The organism is Pedococcus aerophilus, from assembly GCF_039532215.1.
GTDB lineage: Bacteria > Actinomycetota > Actinomycetes > Actinomycetales > Dermatophilaceae > Pedococcus > Pedococcus aerophilus.
This window is the reverse complement of record NZ_BAAARN010000001.1, coordinates 974,344-994,765: the sequence shown is the minus strand read 5'-3', so window position 1 is coordinate 994,765 and position 20,422 is coordinate 974,344. Positions and strand designations below refer to the sequence as shown.

19 protein-coding genes are annotated in these 20,422 nt (G+C 70.9%); 12 read left to right on the top strand and 7 right to left on the bottom strand.

The features are described from left to right. The first annotated feature begins 40 nt into the window (after positions 1-40). Positions 41-1,303, top strand: coding sequence for a monooxygenase (locus tag ABD286_RS04590; RefSeq protein ID WP_344190738.1), 1,263 nt, complete (start codon positions 41-43; stop codon positions 1,301-1,303). A 9-nt stretch (positions 1,304-1,312) separates the two neighbouring features. Beyond that, positions 1,313-2,197 (top strand): formyltetrahydrofolate deformylase, encoded by an 885-nt coding sequence (purU, locus tag ABD286_RS04585; RefSeq protein WP_344190736.1) that lies wholly within the window; start codon positions 1,313-1,315, stop codon positions 2,195-2,197. 108 nt (positions 2,198-2,305) lie between these two features. On the opposite strand, the gene ABD286_RS04580 is transcribed toward purU, so the two are convergent. Genes ABD286_RS04580 through ABD286_RS04550 form a run of 7 tightly spaced genes read right to left on the bottom strand, consistent with a single transcriptional unit; the run spans position 2,306 to position 8,645 of the window. After that, a complete protein-coding gene (locus ABD286_RS04580) occupies positions 2,306-2,821 on the bottom strand; it encodes a DUF1990 domain-containing protein (RefSeq protein WP_344190734.1) in 516 nt (171 codons plus the stop codon). Continuing rightward, positions 2,818-3,657, bottom strand: a complete 840-nt coding sequence (locus ABD286_RS04575; RefSeq protein WP_344190732.1) for a YndJ family protein — start codon at positions 3,655-3,657, stop codon at positions 2,818-2,820. The genes ABD286_RS04580 and ABD286_RS04575 overlap by 4 nt, the downstream gene beginning before the upstream one ends. Next, positions 3,654-4,883: an LOG family protein gene (locus tag ABD286_RS04570; RefSeq protein WP_344190730.1), complete on the bottom strand. Its 1,230-nt coding sequence runs from the start codon at positions 4,881-4,883 to the stop codon at positions 3,654-3,656. The genes ABD286_RS04575 and ABD286_RS04570 overlap by 4 nt, the downstream gene beginning before the upstream one ends. A gap of 24 nt (positions 4,884-4,907) precedes the next feature. Continuing rightward, entirely contained in the window at positions 4,908-5,297 is a 390-nt protein-coding gene (locus ABD286_RS04565) for a pyridoxamine 5'-phosphate oxidase family protein (protein WP_344190727.1), read from the bottom strand. 45 nt (positions 5,298-5,342) lie between these two features. After that, entirely contained in the window at positions 5,343-6,761 is a 1,419-nt protein-coding gene (locus ABD286_RS04560) for an NAD(P)/FAD-dependent oxidoreductase (RefSeq protein WP_344190725.1), read from the bottom strand. 13 nt (positions 6,762-6,774) lie between these two features. Next, positions 6,775-8,172: an aspartate aminotransferase family protein gene (locus ABD286_RS04555; RefSeq protein ID WP_344190723.1), complete on the bottom strand. Its 1,398-nt coding sequence runs from the start codon at positions 8,170-8,172 to the stop codon at positions 6,775-6,777. Beyond that, a complete protein-coding gene (locus ABD286_RS04550) occupies positions 8,169-8,645 on the bottom strand; it encodes an Lrp/AsnC family transcriptional regulator (protein ID WP_344190721.1) in 477 nt (158 codons plus the stop codon). Before ABD286_RS04550 ends, ABD286_RS04555 begins: the two co-directional genes overlap by 4 nt. A gap of 305 nt (positions 8,646-8,950) precedes the next feature. Here ABD286_RS04550 and ABD286_RS04545 point away from each other — a divergent pair, with 305 nt between their 5' ends. From ABD286_RS04545 to ABD286_RS04500, 10 genes are all read left to right on the top strand, one after another. After that, the gene (locus ABD286_RS04545; protein WP_344193255.1) at positions 8,951-10,378 is read left to right on the top strand and encodes a gamma-aminobutyraldehyde dehydrogenase; all 1,428 of its coding nucleotides are present in this window, start codon (positions 8,951-8,953) and stop codon (positions 10,376-10,378) included. A gap of 60 nt (positions 10,379-10,438) precedes the next feature. After that, positions 10,439-11,686 carry an ABC transporter substrate-binding protein gene (locus ABD286_RS04540; protein ID WP_344190719.1) on the top strand — a complete coding sequence of 416 codons (1,248 nt, stop codon included), beginning with the start codon at positions 10,439-10,441 and terminating at the stop codon, positions 11,684-11,686. Then, positions 11,686-12,834, top strand: coding sequence for an ABC transporter ATP-binding protein (locus ABD286_RS04535; protein WP_344190717.1), 1,149 nt, complete (start codon positions 11,686-11,688; stop codon positions 12,832-12,834). The genes ABD286_RS04540 and ABD286_RS04535 overlap by 1 nt, the downstream gene beginning before the upstream one ends. After that, positions 12,831-13,748, top strand: coding sequence for an ABC transporter permease (locus ABD286_RS04530; protein ID WP_344190715.1), 918 nt, complete (start codon positions 12,831-12,833; stop codon positions 13,746-13,748). Before ABD286_RS04535 ends, ABD286_RS04530 begins: the two co-directional genes overlap by 4 nt. Positions 13,749-13,858: 110 nt before the next feature. Further along, positions 13,859-14,632, top strand: a complete 774-nt coding sequence (locus ABD286_RS04525; protein ID WP_344193253.1) for an ABC transporter permease — start codon at positions 13,859-13,861, stop codon at positions 14,630-14,632. A gap of 21 nt (positions 14,633-14,653) precedes the next feature. Then, complete coding sequence (locus tag ABD286_RS04520) at positions 14,654-15,931, top strand: saccharopine dehydrogenase family protein (RefSeq protein WP_344190713.1); 1,278 nt, start codon at positions 14,654-14,656, stop codon at positions 15,929-15,931. Positions 15,932-15,965: 34 nt separating this feature from the next. Continuing rightward, positions 15,966-17,063, top strand: a complete 1,098-nt coding sequence (speB, locus tag ABD286_RS04515; RefSeq protein WP_344190711.1) for an agmatinase — start codon at positions 15,966-15,968, stop codon at positions 17,061-17,063. Then, entirely contained in the window at positions 17,063-18,523 is a 1,461-nt protein-coding gene (locus ABD286_RS04510) for an NAD-dependent succinate-semialdehyde dehydrogenase (RefSeq protein ID WP_344190709.1), read from the top strand. Before speB ends, ABD286_RS04510 begins: the two co-directional genes overlap by 1 nt. 119 nt (positions 18,524-18,642) lie before the next feature. Then, positions 18,643-19,749, top strand: coding sequence for a DnaB-like helicase C-terminal domain-containing protein (locus tag ABD286_RS04505; RefSeq protein WP_344190707.1), 1,107 nt, complete (start codon positions 18,643-18,645; stop codon positions 19,747-19,749). Continuing rightward, positions 19,746-20,420 (top strand): Pr6Pr family membrane protein, encoded by a 675-nt coding sequence (locus tag ABD286_RS04500; protein ID WP_344190705.1) that lies wholly within the window; start codon positions 19,746-19,748, stop codon positions 20,418-20,420. Before ABD286_RS04505 ends, ABD286_RS04500 begins: the two co-directional genes overlap by 4 nt. The last annotated feature ends 2 nt before the right edge of the window (positions 20,421-20,422 follow it).

Genomic DNA, 20,422 nt, shown 5'->3' with positions numbered 1-20,422 from the left:
ACCCTCCCTCGCCGGTGCCGGCGCTCCCTACACTCGTGAGGTGAAGCGACGCAGCCACGGGACCCGCCGTTCGACGGCACACGCCGTCGTCACCCTGGTGGGCGTGCTGCTCCTCGGCGGGTGTGCAGGTTCTGTCGCCTCGGTCGACGACCCAGGCGTGCCCGGTGACCAGGGCGGCGCACCGGCGGCCGCGTCGACCTCGACCCCCGCCACGACGGCCCAGGGGCACGGTGCCGGACACGGCAGCGGGCACGGCGCCGCGACGTCGCCGACGACGCCCGCGGCCCCGCTGCGTGCCGGTGAGCGGTCGGTCACGCTCACCATGCCGCAGGCGTACACGCCGAAGGCCCCCGCGGCGCCGGGCACGGACGACTACCGCTGCTTCCTGCTGGACCCGGAGGTGCGCGAGAAGTCGGTGGTCACCGGCATCGACGTCCTGCCGGGCAACCCGGACGTGGTGCACCACGTCATCCTGTTCCGGGTCCCGCCGGACAAGGTGGCCCGTGCCGAGGAGCAGGACCGTGGGCAGGCCGGCCAGGGCTGGACCTGCTTCGGCGGCACGGGCGTCGAGAGCCAGGGCAGCGGTCTCGACGACGCCCCCTGGCTCGGGGCGTGGGCGCCCGGTGGCGGCGAGCGCCTCCTGGCCAAGGACCTCGGCATGCCGCTCGAGCCGGGCTCGCGGATCGTCATGCAGGTCCACTACAACCTGCTCGCGGGCGACCAGCCCGACACCACGGCGGCCCGGCTCAGGGTCGCCCCCGACGACGGCAGCCGCAAGACGCTGGAGACCGTGCTCCTGCCCGGCCCGGTGGAGCTGCCCTGTCGTCCGGGTCGCACGGGTCCGCTCTGCGCGCGGCCGGCGGCCGTCGCCGACGTCCAGCAGCGCTTCGGGTTCGCAGCCGGCTCCACCGCCAACGCCCTGCACCTGCTGTGCGGGGAGCTGCGGGCGACACCCACCCAGTCCTGCACTCGCCCGGTGACGCAGGCGGGCACCATACGGGCGACCGCCGGGCACATGCACCTGCTCGGGCGGAGCATCTCCATCGTGGTCAACAAGGGGAAGCAGGACGAGCAGACGGTGCTCGACCTGCCCGTCTGGGACTTCGACGACCAGGGCAGCAAGCCGGTCACGCCGGGGGTCCGGGTGGCGCCGGGTGACACGCTCACCGTCACCTGCCGCCACGACCAGAGCCTGCGCGACCAGCTGCCGGCGCTCGCCGGGGTGCCCGAGCGGTACGTCGTCTGGGGTGAGGGGACGACCGACGAGATGTGCCTGGGCATCGTGCTGATGACGCGCCCCTAGGCTGTCCGCGTGCACCAGTCCCTGCCTGCGTCCGCCGAGAGCGGCCGCGAGTTCGTCCTCACCGTCTCCTGTCCCGACCGCCGCGGTATCGTCCACGCCGTCTCGGGGGTGATGCTCGAGCAGTCGATGACCATCCTCGACAGCCAGCAGTTCGCCGATGCGACGTCGGGAGAGTTCCACCTGCGCATGCACCTCGTGCGTGAGGGCAGGGCGCTGCCGGTGGCCGACGTCGACGCGGCCCTCGCGCCCGTGGCTGCGGAGTTCGCGATGGAGTACGCCGTCCACGACCTCTCCCGCCGCCCCCGCGTGCTGGTCATGGTGAGCCAGCAGGGGCACTGCCTCAACGACCTGCTCTTCCGGGTCGAGAGCGGGTCGCTGCCGATCGAGGTGCCGGCGATCGTGTCCAACCACGAGGACTTCCGCGGCCTCGCGGAGTGGCACGGTGTCCCGTTCCACCACGTCCCCGTCACCCGCGACACCAAGCCTGCCGCCGAGCAGCAGCTGCGCGACCTCGTCGCCGAGCACCGCGCCGACACGATCGTCCTGGCGCGCTACATGCAGATCCTCTCCGCTGACCTGTGCGCCGACCTGCCGGGCCGCATCATCAACATCCACCACTCGCTGCTGCCGAGCTTCAAGGGGGCCAAGCCCTACACGCAGGCGCACGACCGCGGGGTCAAGGTCATCGGGGCCACCGCGCACTACGTCACGGCCGACCTCGACGAGGGCCCGATCATCGAGCAGGACTTCCGGCGGGTCGACCACCGCATGAGCCCGGCCCAGCTGGCCTCCGTCGGTCAGGAGCTCGAGGCGATGGCGCTCGCGCGGGCGGTGCGGTGGCACGCCGAGCACCGCGTGGTCCTGCGCGGCCGCCGCACCATCGTCTTCGACTGACCCACGCCCCGCCCGCACCGTGCTCCGCAGGACGCCGGTTGCGCGGCAACAGTCGGGACAACAACCCGCGGTTTCCCGCGCAACCAGCGTTGTGCGGGAGGGGTGGGGTCAGGGGGCGTCGGTGGCGCGCTGGAGGGCGCGCAGGTAGCCCAGCGCGGAGACCTTCTGGAGCTGCCAGCTCACCGGTCCGCCGAGGCGGGCCAGGAGCGTGGCGGCGCGCGCGTAGGCCCGGATGACGGCGTACACGTCATCGCCGCGGCGCTCGATGAGGAATCCCTCCTCGCCGCTCTCGATGTGGCCGCGCAGCGTGCCGTAGCCGAACCCGGTCCGGTCGGGTCCCTCGACCGCCCAGACGACGCGACAGGGGATGGGCAGGACCGCGAGGTGGCTGAGGATCTCGACGCCCTCCGCGGCCCGCGGTGCGGTCGCGACGGGCCGCAGCCCGATCCCGCGCTGCGGTGCCCAGCGCATGAGGGCCTCCGACGCCCTGGCGTATGCCGCGTCGCCGGCTCCCAGCCGGCGCTCCACCTCGAGGTGGTGGAAGCCCTCAGGGAGCGGCCCGTCGAGGGTGAGCCCGCGGGGTTCGTAGGTGAGGGGGAGGTGGGCGAGGTCGGTGAGCTTCACGGGGTGACTCGTTCCGGGTCGGGGGTGCGGCGCAGGGCGTAGAGGGCACAGAGGGCGAAGCCGACGGCGTTCGCGAGGCCGTGGGTCCACGCCATCCACTCGATCGGCAGGTGCGGCACGGCGTCGACGACGTGGCCGAGCGCCCAGTCGAGGGCGAGCAGCATCGTCGCCACGAGGGTGACGGCGCTGACCCCGAGCAGGAGACGGGTGCGCGGGTCGTTCGTCGCCGCGCGCGAGCGGGTCCACAGGGTCCACCCGACGAGCCACATCCCGGCGGTGAGGATCGCGGCGCCCAGCAGCTCGACCTCGTCGTTGACGAAGTAGCCGAGCAGGACGACGAGCGTCCCCGTCGGGACCGACCACGCGGCAGCGGTCGTCACGGCACTGGGGTGGGCGGCGGCGACGAGGTGGGCGACCAGCGCTGCGGCGAAGCCCGCGTAGTGGAAGTGGGGGACGGTGAGCGCGAGGATCTTGAGGCTGAACCCGAAGACCTCGAGCGACGAGCGCTCGCTGACGAGGGCGAAGGCGGCGATGGCCGGACACGCCAGCGCAGTGATGGCTGCTGCGTCCGTGGCCCGGAACGCCTTGCGGGACAGGCAGTTCCACGCATACCGCGCTGCGAGGGCGACGAGCAGGAGCGTACCCACGCCGTACCAGCAGGCCAGGGTCGTCGACAGCGCACCACGGGGGAGCCCGAGGGCGATGACACCGGGGACGGCGAAGACCGGGTAGATCCGGGCGACGCGGTCGGTCCCGGGGACGGGCAGCAGGCGCAGGCCGAGCGGGACGATGACGAGCATGCCGAGCGTGACGACGGCGTTGACGACGGGAGTCACGCGGCGCCCCCAGGGGCGTCCTCGATGACAGCCACCGCGTCCTCGACGGTGTCGACGAGGTGGAGGGCCTCGCCGAGGGGGCGGCCCTGCCCGAGGGCCCGCACCGCCGACCAGATCGGCACGGTGTCGGTCCAGTGCTCCTGGCCCACGAGGACCACCGGGGGCAGCGGGCGGGAGCCGAGCGCCTCCGGACCGTCGGTGGCGGAGGCGGCGTAGTACAACGGCGTCAGCGCCTGGAAGACCTCCTGCACGGTGCCGGCGGAGCCCTCGAGGACGACGAGTCCGGCGGTGGCCCGCGCGAGCAGGCCGTCCTCGCGGATGGCGTTGGAGAAGTACTTGCCGATCCCGTCGCAGAAGACGTTGGGCGGCTCGTGGCCGTAGAACCACGTGGGGATGCCGAGGCTGCGCGCGGGCGCGGGCCGAGCGGTCGCCGCCGGATCCACGCCGGGCAGAGGGCCCTCGCCGGGCTGAGGGTCCTTGCCGGGGTGCCGGACGGTGACGAGGTCCTTGCGCACGTCGAGGGCCAGCGCGGCCCAGGCGCCGATGTCGGGGCGGAAGGACGGCACCGCGGCCAGCCGGTCGAGAGCCGTCGCCAGGCCGCCCTCGTCCGGGGCAAGCGCACCGAGGTTGGCGGCCTCCATCGCCCCGGGGCCACCACCGGTGGCCACGACGAGCCCGAGGCCGGCGAGTCGGTGCCCCAGCCGCGCGGCCTCGGCGTAGGCGGCCCGTCCGCGCTCGAGCGCGTGCCCGCCCATCACCCCGACGACCGGTCGTCCGTGGACGACCTCGTCGAGCGCATCCGTGATCGAGTCGTCGTGGATCGCGCGCAGCAGCGTGACGAACGCGTCGTGGTGGTGCGTCCCGTCGAGCGCCCAGCGGTACGCGCGGGCATCGGGGGTCGCGTCGTACCCGTGCTCCCCGAGCCCCGCGTAGAGCTCGTCGGGGGAGTACAGGGTGGCGCGGTAGGGGTCGACCGGCGCGTGCGGGTCGGTCGGGAAGACGAGGGCGTGGTGGGCCCTCAGGTGCGCGTCGAGCGCCGCGGAGAGCCGACCACCGAGGACGACCAGCCCGCTGAGGTCGCTGCGGGCGAGCAGCTCAGCCTCGTGGCCGGTGAGGTCGAGGTCCTGGAGGCGGGCGCCGGTCAGCGGCCTCCCGGAGGCGAGCAGCGCCTCGAGCGCGGGCAGCGACTCGACCTCCCGGGTGGTGCTCCTGCGGGCCCCGACCATGGCTCGACTCTAGGGGTGGGCCGCTCAGACGTTGCCGAGGACCCGGTCCACGGCGATCTCGATGACCACGCGCTCGGGGTTCTCGCGAGGCACGCGGTAGCGGGCGGCATACCGCTGCTCGGCGTCGGCGACCGAGTCACGGTCGGTGAGGACGCGGGCGGGTCCCTCGAAGGACAGCCAGTGGCGGCCGTCGACCTGGCACACGACCGCGCGGGTCCCCGCCGCCGCGTTGCGCGCCTTCTGGCTGGTGCCGCTGGTGATCACCCGGACCACGAGCGCCTCGCTGTCCCAGGTGAACCCGACGGGCACGACGTGCGGACTCCCGTCCCGGCGCAGGGTGGTCAGGGTCGCGAGGTGGCGGACGGTGACGAACTCGAGGGCGGCGGCCGAGAGCTCGGCGGGAGGCGTGGACACCCTCGGAGTCTGCCAGCGACGCGGTCGTGGCGCTGGCCGCCCGGGTCAGTGGCCGGTGAGGGCCTCGAGGAGACGGCCGATCCGCGCCGGTCGGCCGGTGCGGGACTCCTCCCGGTCGGCCGCGTGCGCCAGGCGCAGCCCGGCGTTGATCCCGACCCACCGCGCCGGCTCGGGCTCCCAGCGTCGGCTGCGGTGGCCGACCCACGGCAGGTCCGTGATAGCCGTATGGCGTCCGAGGACGAGGTCGGCGAGGGTGCGCCCTGCGAGGTTGCTGGCCGCGACCCCGTCACCGACGTAGCCCCCGGCCCACCCGAGCCCGGTGGCCGGGTCGTGGCCGACCGACGGGTGCCAGTCACGGGCGATGCCGAGCGGACCGCCCCAGGCGTGGGTGAACGCGACACCCTCGATCTGGGGGAGGAGGTCGCGCAGGGTGGCGCGCAGATCGGCGAAAACTGTTGCGTCGTGGTCGAACTCGGGACTGACGCGGGAGCCGAAGTGGTAGGGCGCGCCGCGTCCGCCGAAGGCCAGCCGGTCGTCAACGGTGCGCTGGCCGTAGATGATCACGTGGCGGTGGTCGGCGAACGTCTCCCGCTGGGCCAGGCCGATCTGGTCCCAGAGACCGGACGGCAGCGGCTCGGTGGCCACCATGAGGGAGTAGACCGGGGCGACGGTGCGCCGGTGCCCGGCCAGCACCGGGGTGAAGCCCTCGGTGGCGCGGATGACGTGCCGGGCCGCGATGGTGCGGCCGTCGGCCAGGAGTGCCGACCCCGGCTCGATCGCCTCGACCCGGAACCCCTCCATGATGCGGGCGCCCTGACGGCGGACCTCGGCGGCCAGTCCGTCCACGAGGCGGCGGGGGTGCACCCGGGCGCAGTGCGGGTTGTACGTCGCGCCGAGCACGCCGTCGGCCGCGAGCCGCTCGGTCGCCTCACCGGCGTCGAGCCAGCTGGTGTCGATGCCCCACTCCTGCGCGTGGGCGACCTCGGCGTGGGCGCGGGTGGCCTGGGCCTGCGAGCGGGCCAGGCCCAGCGTTCCGCCCTTGCGGAATCCGCAGTCGATGCCCGCGGATTCCGTTGCCCTGCCGACCTCGTCGACCGTGTGGCGCAGCTCGGCCAGCATCGCCTCGGCGGCCGCCCGGCCCGAACGGCGGGCCAGCGTGTCGGGTCCGACCGGCCACAGCGCCGAGACCCAGCCGCCGTTGCGACCGCTGGCCCCGAACCCTGCGTGCCGCGCCTCGAGCAGGACCACGTCGAGCGACGGGTCCGCTGCCAGGAGGTAGTGCGCGGTCCACAGCCCGGTGAACCCGGCGCCGACGATGACGACGTCGGCGCGCGGGGGCAGCGGGTCTGGCGACGAGGTGGTGGACGAGGTGAGGGGCCCGGAAGCCGAGGAGGGCCCGTGTGCCGACGACGCGGCATACGAGCCCTCCTGCTCCGTGGCCTCGGACCAGAGTGGCTGGGTCACGAGGGCGGCCGGCTCAGAGGTGCTTCTCGGCGTCCTTGAGGACCGACCGCAGGCGGCTCTCGATGTCGTCGAACTCGGGCTGGCCGATGATGAGCGGCGGCGCGAGCTGGATGACCGGGTCGCCACGGTCGTCGGCGCGGCAGTAGATGCCGGCGTCGAAGAGGGCCTTGGAGAGGTAGCCACGCAGCAGGCGCTCGGACTCCGCGTCGTTGAACGTCTCGCGGGTCTCCTTGTCCTTGACGAGCTCGATGCCGTAGAAGTACCCGGCGCCGCGGACGTCACCGACGATCGGCAGGTCGCGCAGCTTCTCCAGGGTCGCCCGGAAGTTCGGGGCGTTCTCCTTGACGTGGTCGTTGAGGCCCTCGCGGTCGAAGATGTCGAGGTTGGCCATGGCGACCGCCGAGCTCACCGGGTGGCCACCGAAGGTGTAGCCGTGCGGGAAGCTCGTCGTGCCCTTCTTGAACGGCTCGAACAGGCGGTCGCTGGCGATCATCGCGCCGATGGGGGAGTACCCGGAGGTCATGCCCTTGGCGCAGGTGATGATGTCGGGGACGTAGTTGAAGTCGTCGCAGGCGAACATCGAGCCGATGCGGCCGAACGAGCAGATGACCTCGTCGGAGACCAGCAGGACGTCGTACTCGTCGCAGATCTCCCGGACCCGCTCGAAGTACCCGGGCGGCGGCGGGAAGCAGCCACCGGAGTTCTGCACCGGCTCGAGGAAGACGGCGGCCACGGTGTCGGGGCCCTCGAACTCGATGGCCTCGGCGATGCGGTCGGCGGCCCAGCGGCCGAAGGCCTTCTCGTCGTCGCGCAGGTGCTCCGGCGCGCGGTAGAGGTTGGTGTTGGGGACCTTGAAGGCGCCCGGCACGAGCGGCTCGAACATCTCCTTGGCGGCCGGGATGCCGGTGATGGACAGGGCTCCCTGCGGGGTGCCGTGGTAGGCCACCGACCGCGAGATGACCTTGTGCTTGGTGGGCTTGCCGGTGAGCTTGAAGTACTGCTTGGCGAGCTTCCACGCGGTCTCGACGGCCTCGCCACCACCGGTGGTGAAGAAGACGCGGTTGAGGTCGCCGGGGGCGCCGGCGGCGAGGCGCTCGGCGAGCTCGATGGCCTTCGGGTGCGCGTAGGACCACAGCGGGAAGAAGGCGAGCTCCTTGGCCTGCTTGGCCGCGGCGTCCGCGAGCTCCTGGCGACCGTGGCCGACCTGGACGACGAACAGGCCGGCGAGCCCGTCGATGTACTCCTTGCCCTTGTCGTCCCAGATCTTGTGGCCCTCACCGCGGACGATGACGGGGACCTTGCCGCCCTCCTCGTACGTGGAGTGGCGGGTGAAGTGCATCCACAGGTGGTCGCGGGCGGCGTCTGCGTAGGCGGTGCCGGCCGGGGTCGTGGACGTGGAATCGATGCTCATCGGGTACCCCAGTTGTAGTGCTGCTTGTTGAGTTTCAGGTAGACGAACGTCTCGGTGGACTGCACCCCCGGCAGGGGGCGGATCCGCTTCGTGAGGAGCTCGAGCAGCTCGGTGTCGTCCTCGCAGACGACCTCGGCGAGGATGTCGAACGATCCTGCCGTGGTGACGACGTAGTCGACCTCAGCCATGGCCGACAACGCGTCACCGACAGGCGTCAGGTCCCCGTCGACGCGGATGCCGATCATCGCCTGGCGCCGGAACCCCACCTGGAGGGGGTCGGTGACGGCGACGATCTGCATGACCTCCTGGTCGAGGAGGCGCTGCACCCGCTGGCGCACCGCCGCCTCCGACAGCCCGACGCGCTTGGCGATCGTGGCGTAGGACTGCCGCCCGTCCTCCTGCAGCAGCTCGATGATCGCCTTCGACACGTCGTCGAGGCGCACATCGGTGCCGTTGCCGGGGGTGCGGGTCACGCGGCCATGGTGTCGTTTGATCGTGTTCGGCGCAAGTCCCTGCGCGACTGATTCCGTTGCCGAAATGTAAATTCGATGTTGATTTCCGCAACGAACCCTCGAGAACCTATTGAAATCCGTGGAGCTGGGTCTACAGTGCCAACCACCGGAATCCGTTCCCGAGCTTCCTTGGAGTGTCAGTGACTGCCACGCACGCCGGCGCCACACCCCCCGCACCGTCCTCAGCACCGTCACCGGCGCCAGCGTCGGACCCGTATGCCGCGACGGCCGTCGGCGACCCGGGCGCCGGGTCCGCCCCGCGCAGGCTGCGCAACTTCGTGGGCGGTCGCTACGTCGACGCCCAGACCGACGTCCGCGCCGACATCGTCAGTCCCGTCACGGCACGGGTCGTCGCCACCGCCGCGGTGTCCACGGCGCAGGACGTCGACGACGCGTACGCCTCGGCGAGCGCGGCGTTCGAGGAGTGGGGCCAGACCACCCCGAGCGAGCGCCAGGCCGCGCTGCTCAAGTTCGCCGACGCCATCGAGCGCCGCGCCGACGAGTTCGTCCGGCTCGAGTCCGAGAACACCGGCAAGCCGCACGCCCTCACCGCGAGCGAGGAGGTGCCGCCGATGGTCGACCAGATCCGCTTCTTCGCCGGTGCCGCCCGCGTGCTGGAGGGCCGCTCGGCCGGCGAGTACATGAGGGGCCACACGAGCTGGATCCGGCGCGAGCCGATCGGCGTCGTCGGCCAGGTCACCCCGTGGAACTACCCGATGATGATGGCGACGTGGAAGATCGCCCCGGCCCTGGCCGCGGGCAACACCGTCGTGCTCAAGCCCTCGGACACCACGCCCGAGACCACCTTGCTCATGGCCGAGATCGCCTCGGAGTTCCTGCCGGCCGGCACGTTCAACGTCGTCACCGGCGACCGGGAGACCGGCCGGGCCGTGGTCGAGCACCGCACGCCAGCGCTCGTCGCGATCACCGGCTCGGTGCGGGCAGGCATGCAGGTGGCCGAGAGCGCGGCCCGCGACCTCAAGCGGGTGCACCTCGAGCTCGGGGGCAAGGCGCCGGTCATCGTCTTCGACGACGCGGACCTCGAGGCCGCCGTGGAGGGGATCGCCACCGCGGGCTACTTCAACGCCGGCCAGGACTGCACGGCCGCCACCCGCGTGCTCGTGGCCCCACGGATCCACGACGACTTCGTCGCCGCGCTGGCGGAGCACGCGAAGACCTCGGTCAAGGTGGGCCTGCCCGAGGACCCCGACGCCCTGCTCGGACCGGTGAACAACCGCAACCAGCTCGAGCGCGTCGAGGGGTTCCTGTCGCGGCTCCCGGACCACGCGACCGTGGCCGCCGGTGGGCACCGTCTGACCTCGCTCGGCGACGGGTTCTTCCTGGAGCCGACCGTGCTGTCGGGGCTGGCCCAGGACGACGAGGCCATCCAGGACGAGATCTTCGGCCCGGTCATCACCGTCCAGCGGTTCACCGACGAGCAGGAGGCGATCCGCTGGGCCAACGACGTGGACTACGGCCTGGCCTCCAGCGTCTGGACCAAGGACTTCGGCCGGGCGATGCGCGTCTCCAAGGCGCTCGACTTCGGCTGCGTCTGGATCAACACCCACATCCCTGTCGTCGCGGAGATGCCGCACGGCGGCTTCAAGAAGTCCGGTTATGGCAAGGACCTGTCCATGTACGGCTTCGAGGACTACACGCGCATCAAGCACGTGATGGCCAACATCGACAGCTGACCTCCGTCCCACCCGGCCGGTGCCCTCGGGCGTCGGCCGGCCGAACCCTAGTGAGTGCCGATGAAACCACTGCGACCCCCCGCAGACCCCGTCACCCGCGGCCTGGTCCGTGCCGCGATGTCCGCCGGTCGTGACCGGTCGATGACCCGTCGAGGCCTCCTCGGCGCCTCGCTCATGGGAGGTGCTGCGGCAGCGCTCTCGGCGTGCGCACCGCCCGCGCCGCCGGCCAGCGGCGCCGTCGCGGTCAAGCTGCCGACGGACGTCTCCGCAACCGACAAGACCCTGAAGTGGGCCAACTGGACGGCGTACCTCGACTACGACGAGGACACCAAGAAGTACCCCACCCTCGAGGCCTTCATCAAGAAGACCGGGATCCAGGTCACGTACAGCGAGGACGTCGACGACAACGACTCCTACTTCAACAAGATCGCGCCGCAGCTGCGGGCCAAGCAGGACATCGACCGCGACATCTTCGTCTTCACCGACTGGATGGCCAACCGCGTGATCCGGGACGGCCTCGCCCAGCCCCTCGAGCTGATCCGCATGCCGCACGCGGCCAACCTGCTCGACTCGCTCAAGGACGTCTCCTTCGACCCGGGTCGCCAGCACTCGCTGACCTGGCAGAGCGGGTTCGCCGGCATCGGCTACGACAAGTCCAAGGTGGGGCGCGAGCTCAAGAGCCTCGACGACCTGTGGCAGGACGACCTCAAGGGCAAGATCGTCGTGCTGAGCGAGTTCCGCGACACCCTGGGGCTGGTCATGCTCCAGCAGGGCGTCGACATCTCCGGCGGGTTCGGCAAGGCGCAGTTCGAGGCAGCGGTCGCCGAGATCGACAAGCGGATCAGCGACGGCTACATCCGACGGGTCAAGGGCAACAGCTACCTCGAGGACCTCAAGAGCGGCAACGCCATCGCCGGGATCGTCTGGAGCGGCGACCTGTTCGTCCTGCGGGCCGAGACCGAGAACGACAACTGGGAGTTCGTGATCCCCGAGTCGGGCGGCACCCTCTGGAGCGACAACATGATGATCCCGATCACCTCGACGCACCGGAAGAGCGCCATGGCGCTCATGGACTACTACTACCAACCGGAGGTCGCGGCCGAGGTCGCCGCGTACGTCAACTACGTCTGTCCGGTCACCGGTGCCCAGGCCGAGATGGAGAAGATCGACCCCGAGCTCGCCAAGAGCCCGTTCATCTTCCCCAGCGAGTCCTACATCAAGGACAACAACATCAAGGGTTTCCGGGCGCTCTCCGCACAGGAGGACGCCGACTACAGCGGCATCTGGGCAAAGGTGGTCGGTAACTGATGGCACTCTTCTCCTCCGGCGGGTCCGGTTTCCGCACGGCCAAAGGCGACCTCAACCTCGAGTCGGTGACCAAGCAGTTCGCCAGCTTCACCGCCGTCGACGACCTGAGCCTGACCGTCCCGCGCGGCTCGTTCTTCGCCCTGCTCGGCCCGTCCGGCTGCGGCAAGACGACGACCCTGCGCATGGTGGCCGGTCTCGAGCAGCCGACCCGTGGCCGCATCCTCATCGGTGACACGGACCTCACCGGGTCCAAGCCCTACGAGCGTCCCGTCAACACGGTGTTCCAGAGCTACGCGCTGTTCCCGCACCTCACCATCCGTGACAACGTCGGCTTCGGTCCCAAGCGCCGCGGCGACGCCGACGCGGCCAAGGCCGCCGACGACGCGCTCGAGCTCGTGCAGATGTCGGGCTTCGCGGCCCGCAAGCCGGCTCAGCTCTCCGGTGGCCAGCAGCAGCGCGTGGCACTGGCCCGGGCCCTGGTGAACCGTCCCGAGGTCCTCCTGCTCGACGAGCCGCTCGGTGCCCTCGACCTCAAGCTGCGTCGTCAGATGCAGGTCGAGCTCAAGCGCATCCAGACCGAGGTCGGCCTGACCTTCATCCACGTCACGCACGACCAGGAGGAGGCCATGACCATGGCCGACACCGTCGCCGTGATGAACGCCGGGCAGATCGAGCAGATGGGTCACCCCGAGGAGCTCTACGACCTGCCGCGCACGTCGTTCGTGGCCAACTTCGTCGGGCAGTCCAACCTCGGCGTGGGCGAGGTCACCGGCACCGACGGTGACAACCTCGTCGTCGACGTCGCCGGCACGTCCGTGCGGATCCCGAAGGCCAGGTCGGCCGTCCACAGCGGCAAGATCATGTTCGGGGTGCGTCCCGAGAAGGTGCGGATCACCACCGACCAGCCCACCGGTGCCGGGAACGACGTCAAGGCCACGCTGGTCGACGTGTCCTTCACCGGGGTCGCGACGCAGTACCTCGTGACCGTCCCCAGCGGCAGCACCTGGGCCGTCTACGAGCAGAACCTCGACGTCGAGCGCAACACCCTGCGCCCCGGCGACACCGTGTGGCTCGAGTGGGACTCCGGGCACGCGTTCGGGGTCGAGGTGGACGAGGCAGCTGCGGCCGAAGCCAAGGTCGCGTCGTGAGCGCCCTCGCCCACGTGGGCGGGGGGACACCGGCGGCACCGGACCACGGACCGCCGCAGGAGCGCGGCGGTCGGTCGTGGGCGGCATACCTGCTGCTCGTCCCCGGCGCCCTGTGGTTGCTCGTCTTCTTCGTGCTGCCGCTGGTGCAGCTCTTCACGGTCTCGCTCCAGAGCGGGTTCCCCGGCTACCCCGGCTACTACTACCGGGACGTCAACTTCGGGAACTACCTCACGGCGATCACCGACTTCGCACCGCACTTCGGGCGGTCCCTGCTGTATGCCGGCCTGGCCACCTTCTTCGCGTTCGTCCTGGCCTACCCCCTGGCGTACGCGATGGCGTTCAAGGCCGGTCGCTGGCGCAGCGTCATGATGATCTGCGTCATCGCCCCGTTCTTCACCTCGTTCATCCTGCGCACCATCGCGTGGCGCCAGATCCTCGCGGACAACGGGCCGGTCGCGGACACCCTCAACTTCCTGCACCTGCTGCCCGGGGGCCGGATCACCGAGACGTGGGTCGCGGTCGTCGCGGGCCTGACCTACAACTTCCTGCCGTTCATGGTGCTGCCGATCTACGCCTCGCTCGAGCGGGCCGACCCCAAGGTCATCGAGGCCGGTGGCGACCTCTACGCCAACGGCCTCACCACCTTCCGCAAGGTCACGCTCCCGATGAGCCTGCCGGGCGTCATCGCCGGCACGCTGCTCACCTTCATCCCGGCGGCGGGTGACTACGTCAACGCCGAGCTGCTCGGCTCGGACCGCAGCACCAAGATGGTCGGCAACGTCATCGAGAGCCAGTTCTTCCGGGTGCTCGGCGGCTTCCCGACCGCTGCCGCGCTCAGCTTCACCCTCATGGCGATCATCCTCGCGATGGTGTTCGTCTACATCCGCAAGTTCGGCACGGAGGAGCTCCTGTGACCGCCACCGCCTCACGCCCCCGCACGGGTGGGTCCACGCCCCCTCGGTCGGACGCCGCCGGTCCGACGACCGGCGCCCGGGTGAAGACCTGGCTCACCACGCACGTCGCGATGATCGCCGCGCTCGCGGTGCTCGTCTACCTCTTCGTCCCGGTGGCCTACACGTTCGTCTTCTCCTTCAACGACTACCGCAAGTCCAACATCGTCTGGAACTCCGCGGCCGGTCCCACGCTGAAGCACTGGAAGGACCCCTGCGGCGCCCCCGGCGTGTGCGAGGCGCTGGTGACCTCGATCCAGGTCGGGGCGATCGCGACGGTCGTGGCCACGGTGCTGGGCACGATGCTCGCCTTCGCGCTGGTGCGGCACCGCTTCCGCGGGCGGGCGACGAGCAACGTGCTCGTCTTCGTCCCGATGGCGACGCCCGAGATCGTGCTGGGAGCCAGCCTGCTGACGATCTTCGTGCAGGGCTTCTCCCGCTTCGGCCTGCGGCTGGGGTTCTGGACGATCGTCATCGCCCACGTGATGTTCTGCATCAGCTTCGTCGTCGTCACGGTCAAGGCCCGGCTGCAGAGCCTGGACCCGCGCCTCGAGGAGGCGGCCCAGGACCTGTATGCGGGGCCGGGTGGGACGTTCTGGCGGGTCACCTTCCCGCTGGTGCTCCCGGGCATCGTCGGAGCCGCGCTGCTGGCGTTCTCGTTGTCCTTCGACGACTTCATCATCACCAACTTCGTGTCCGGTGACGAGACGACGTTCCCCAAGTTCGTCTACGTCTCGTACCTGCGCGGGATCCCCGCCCAGGCCAACGTGATCGGCTTCTCGATGTTCGTCATCGCGGTGCTGCTCGTCGTGGCCGGCCAGCTCATCGGCAACGCGCGCAAGCGCTGACCCACCAGACAAGGAACACCCATGCGGATCCTCATGATCGGCGCCGGTGGCGTCGGTGACGCCGCCGCGCGCATCGCCGTCGAGCGCGACTTCTTCGAGCTGCTCGTCGTCGCCGACTACGACCTGGCGAGGGCCGAGGCGACGGTCGCCAACGCCTCGGCACGACGGGAGGGGGAGACCCGCCTCGTGGCTGCGGTGGTCGACGCCTCCGACGGTGCGGCGGTCGCAGCGGTGGCGGCGCAGTACGCCGTCACCCACGTCTTCAACGCGGTCGACCCCCGCTTCGTGATGCCGATCTTCCGCGGTGCACTGGCCGCCGGGGCGAGCTACCTCGACATGGCCATGAGCCTGTCGCAGCGCCACCCCGAGGAGCCCTATGCCAAGGCGCACGTCAAGCTCGGCGACGAGCAGTTCGCGATGGCGGGGGAGTGGGAGGCGTCGGGGCAGCTCGCGCTGCTGGGCATGGGCGTCGAGCCCGGCCTGTCCGACGTGTTCGCGCGCTACGCGTCCGACCACCTGTTCTCGCACATCGAGGAGCTCGGCACCCGCGACGGCGCCAACCTGGCCGTCCACGACGCCGACGGGAACGAGACCTTCGCGCCCGGGTTCTCGATGTGGACGATCATCGAGGAGTGCCTCAACCCGCCCGTGGTGTGGGACCGGGCACGGGCCGAGGCCGCCGGCGGTGACGTCGAGGCGGGGTTCTCCACGCTCCCGGCGTTCGCCGAGCCCGAGGTGTTCGACTTCCCCGAGGGCATCGGCCCGGTGGAGTGCGTGCACGTCGAGCACGAGGAGGTGCTCCTCATGCCGCGCTGGGTCGAGGCAGACCGGGTCACCTTCAAGTACGGCCTCGGCGAGGAGCTCATCAGCATCCTCAAGACGTTGCGCACCCTGGGCCTCGACCGCACCGACATGGTCACCGTGAAAGGCGTGCAGGTGTCGCCGCGGGACGTCGTCGCGGCGGTTCTTCCCGACCCTGCGACCATCGGACCGCAGATGAAGGGGAAGACCTGTGCGGGCCTGTGGGTCACCGGCACCGGCAAGGACGGGCAGCCCCGGCGCACCTACCTCTACCACGTGTCCGACAACGAGGACACGATGAGGGAGTACGGCGCCCAGTGCGTCGTGTGGCAGACCGCCGTGAACCCCGTCGTGGCCCTCGAGCTCATCGCCAACGGCACGTGGAGCGGCAGCGGGGTGCTCGGCCCGGAGGCCTTCGACGCCGTGCCGTTCCTCGACCTGCTGAAGGCCCCGAAGCCCGAGGGCTACGGTTCCCCCTGGGGCATGGAGGACCGCTGAGACCGATGACCGCTGACGCGGCTAGGGTCGGATCATGACGCGATACGGGCAGCAGTACGGACCCGACTTCACCTTCCTCGGCGTGGACCGCTGCGACCTCGACGACGAGAGCACGTATGCCGACGCGGACGTCGTGATCCTCGGTGCACCCTTCGACGGCGGGACCTCCCACCGTCCGGGGACCCGCTTCGGACCGCAGGCGATCCGCATGACGGACTACCTGCCGCACGACGGTTCCCGGCCCTCCCTCGCGATGCGGACCGACGGCCTCGTCGACCTGCGGGTCGTCGACGCCGGGGACGTCGAGATGTACTCCGGCGACATCGAGCGGTCGCTACCCAAGCTCGAGGCAGCGGTCGAGAAGGTCACCCGGGCGGGCGCCATACCGGTGGTCCTCGGTGGGGACCACTCGATCGCGTTCCCGGACGCCAAGGGAGTCGCCAACGTGCTCGGCCACGGCCGCGTGTCGATGATCCACTTCGACGCGCACGCCGACACCGGCGACATCGAGTTCGGCTCGCTGTGGGGCCACGGCCAGCCCATGCGCCGCCTCATCGAGTCCGGCGCCCTGCGCGGCGACCGGTTCCTCCAGGTCGGGCTGCGCGGCTACTGGCCGCCGCCGGAGACGCTGGACTGGATGGCCGGCCAGCAGATGCGCTCGTTCGAGATGACCGAGATCGTGCACCGCGGCCTCCAGGAGTGCCTCACCGACGCGTTCGCCATCGCCACCGACGAGTGCGAGGGCGTCTTCCTCTCGGTCGACATCGACGTCTGCGACCCGGGTCACGCGCCGGGCACCGGCACGCCCGAGCCCGGCGGGCTGTCCGCCCGCGAGCTGCTCGACTCGGTGCGCCGGATCTGCCTGGAGCTGCCCGTCGTCGGCGTCGACGTCGTCGAGGTCAGTCCGCCCTACGACCATGCCGACATCACCGCGGCCCTGGCGAACCGCGTTGTCCTCGAAGCGCTCTCGGCCATCGCCCGCCGTCGCCAGGACGCCCGGGAGGGGACCCGCTGGGACCCCGCGCAGCCCCTGCTGGCGGGCCGCGCCGGCGCCATACCGGAGGGGCACATCCCCTCGCACCACCACACGCACGAGACGCACGACCACGCACCCACGGAGGAACAGTCCTGATGGCCATCACCCAGAAGTCGCTCATCGAGTCCGTCCCGAAGGGCCTGCTCATCGGCGGGAAGTGGCGCGACGGCAGCGACGGCCTGACCATCGCCGTCGAGGACCCGTCCAACGGCTCGACGCTGGCCCACGTCGCCGACGCCTCCGTCGAGGACGGCAGGGCTGCGCTCGACGCAGCCGTTGCGGCGCAAGGGGACTGGGCGAAGACGCCGCCCCGCGACCGCGGTGAGATCCTGCGCTCGGCCTTCGAGAAGCTCACCGAGCGGGCCGAGGAGTTCGCCACGCTGATGACGCTCGAGATGGGCAAGACCCTGGCCGAGTCCCGCGGCGAGGTGACCTACGGCGCCGAGTTCTTCCGGTGGTTCTCCGAGGAGGCCGTGCGCATCAGCGGTCGCTGGTCGACCGCCCCCAACGGTGCGACCCGGTTGCTGACCATGAAGAAGCCGGTCGGCCCCACGCTGATGATCACGCCGTGGAACTTCCCGCTGGCGATGGGCACCCGCAAGATCGGGCCCGCCGTCGCCGCCGGGTGCACGATGGTCGTCAAGCCCGCGAGCCAGACCCCGCTGACCATGCTGGCACTGGCCGAGCTGATGCGGGAGTGCGGCCTGCCGGACGGCGTCCTCAACGTCGTCACCACGTCGCGCACCGGTGAGGTCATGGAGCCCATCATCCGCGACGAGCGCCTGCGCAAGCTCACCTTCACCGGCTCCACCAACGTCGGGCGACGCCTCGTCGAGCAGTCGGCCGAGCAGCTCCTGCGGGTCTCGATGGAGCTCGGCGGCAACGCCCCGTTCCTCGTCTTCGAGGACGCCGACCTCGACCGGGCCGTCGACGGCGCGATGCTGGCCAAGATGCGCAACATCGGCGAGGCCTGCACCGCGGCCAACCGGTTCTACGTCCACGAGAGCGTCGTCGAGGAGTTCGCTGCCAGGCTCGCGAAGCGGATGGGTGCGCTCACCCTCGGCAAGGGCACCAAGAAGGGCGTCGACGTCGGACCGCTCATCGACGGCAAGGCCCGTGACGGTGTCGCCGAGCTCGTGGACCACGCCCGCGAGCAGGGCGCCACGGTCGTCACCGGAGGCAAGGCCGCGCCCGGCCGCGGCTACTTCTACGAGCCGACCGTGCTGACCGGTGTCGCCAAGGACGCCCGCATGATGCGCGAGGAGATCTTCGGCCCGGTGGCGCCGATCGCGTCGTTCAGCACCGAGCAGGAGGCCATCGACCTGGCCAACGGCACGGAGTACGGCCTGGCGTCCTACGTCTTCACGAACGACCTGAGCCGGGTGATCCGGGTCAGCGAGGCGCTGGAGTACGGGATGATCGGCATCAACCAGGGGATCATCTCGAACCCGGCCGCTCCGTTCGGCGGCGTCAAGGCCTCGGGATTCGGCCGCGAGGGCGGGTTCGAGGGGATCGAGGAGTACCTCGAGACGACGTATGTGGGGATCGCGCCCTGATCGCACCACACGTCCGGTAGGTCCGGTAGGTCCGGTAGGTCCTCGGAGGATCGTGAGATCCCTCGAGGAACTTGGCCGAAGTGCTCCCGTCCGGAGGGCAATGGGGGTTCAATCGCCCCATGACCACCGTCGAGTCCTCCGAGGCCTCGGCCGAGCCTGCCCCCGAAGCTGCTCGTGAACCTGCGCCAGCCCCTGCACAAGGGCCGAGCGTGCTTCCGGGGCGGGCGGCACCGCGGCTTCGGTCGCTCACCGAGGTCCTCGCCGAGACCGACGAGAAGATGCGCACCGGCCGAGCCGCCGGAGCCCGGGTCTGGCCGACCGGTTTCGACACCCTGGACGTCGCCCTCACCGGCGGCTTCCGCTCCGGTGAGCTGATCCTCCTCGGTGGCCCGCAGGGCCTGGGCAAGACCGCGATGGCGCTGCAGATGCTGCGCAACGCGGTCGCCGCCAACCGGTCGGCGGTCTTCTTCTCCTACGAGCACGACGCGCACAGCGTCCTCGAACGCCTGCTGGCGATCGAGGCGGGTGCGATCGCCGGGTCCGACGGCATCAGCCTCACCAAGATCCGACAGCGGTTCGAGGCCCGGCACAGCAACGCCCACTCCATGCACGAGCGCTTCGCCAACGCCCGCGGCGGCGCCGAGGCCGTCGTCGCGCTCGAGGGGTATGGCGAACGGCTGCACGTGCACACCTCGAGCGGCCTGCACACGACGCTGGACGAGATCCGCACGGCCATCGAGCAGGTCGTCAGCCGGGAGAGCCAGCCGCCGCTGGTCCTCGTGGACTACCTCCAGAAGGTGCCGGTCGCGAACTTCTCCGGGAGCGAGGAGGAGCGCGTCGCCGTCGTCGTCGAGCGGCTCAAGGACCTGGCGCTGGAGTTCCAGGTGCCGGTGCTCGCGATCGTGGCCGCGGAGAAGGGCAGCCTCGTCGCCGGCAAGCGCATGCGCGTCAACGACCTGCGCGGCTCCTCGGCGCTCGCCTACGAGTCCGACGTCATCCTCATCCTCAACGACAAGTACGACGTCGTGGCCAAGCACCACCTCGTCTACCACTTGGAGAACGCCGAACGCTTCCGCCAGTGGGTCGTCATGTCGATCGAGAAGAACCGCAGCGGCGTCGACCACGTCTCGCTGGAGTTCCGCAAGCGGTTCGAGCAGGGCCGCTTCGAGCCCGAGGGGCGCCTCGTCGAGGAGCAGCTCATCGAGGAGCGGGTCTTCCGCGAGTGAGCCCGTCCTCCCGTCGCGTCGTCCACGGAGTCGTCGGTGCGGTCGCGGTCGCCGCGATCCTCTGGCAGCTCGCGCTCGTGGTGTCCGGTGCGTCCGTGCTCGAGACGGCTGCCCAACCCGGTCTGGTCACCCGGCTCGCCAGGTTCGTCTCCTACTTCACGATCTTGTCCAACCTCCTCGTCGCAGGAGTGTCGTTCGCACTGGCCCGCGACCCCGCGAGGGACGGGCGCCGCTGGCGGGTCGTGCACCTGGCCACCCTGTCGAGCATCACGGTGACCGGGGTCGTCCACTGGTTCTTCCTGCGCCCGATCCTCGACCTCCAGGGGGCGAGCTACGTCGTCGACAAGCTGCTCCACGTCGTCGTGCCGGTCCTGGCCGTGGTCGCGTGGGTGGTGGCGGGTCCCCGGGGGAGGGCGGTCCGTGCCGCGATCCTTCCGTCCCTCGGCTGGCCGCTCCTGTGGGGTGCGCTCACCCTGGCGCGCGGGACCGCCACCGGGTGGTGGCCCTACCCGTTCATCGACGCCGACACGCTCGGCTGGGGGCGCGTCCTGCTCAACCTCGTGGCGATCGCCGTCCTGTTCGCCGTGGTGGGCAGGGCGCTGGTGGCGGTGGACCGTGCGCTGGCGGCCCGGCAGGTGCCCGCCGAGCGGTCCGGGCGGTCCGCCGACTGAGC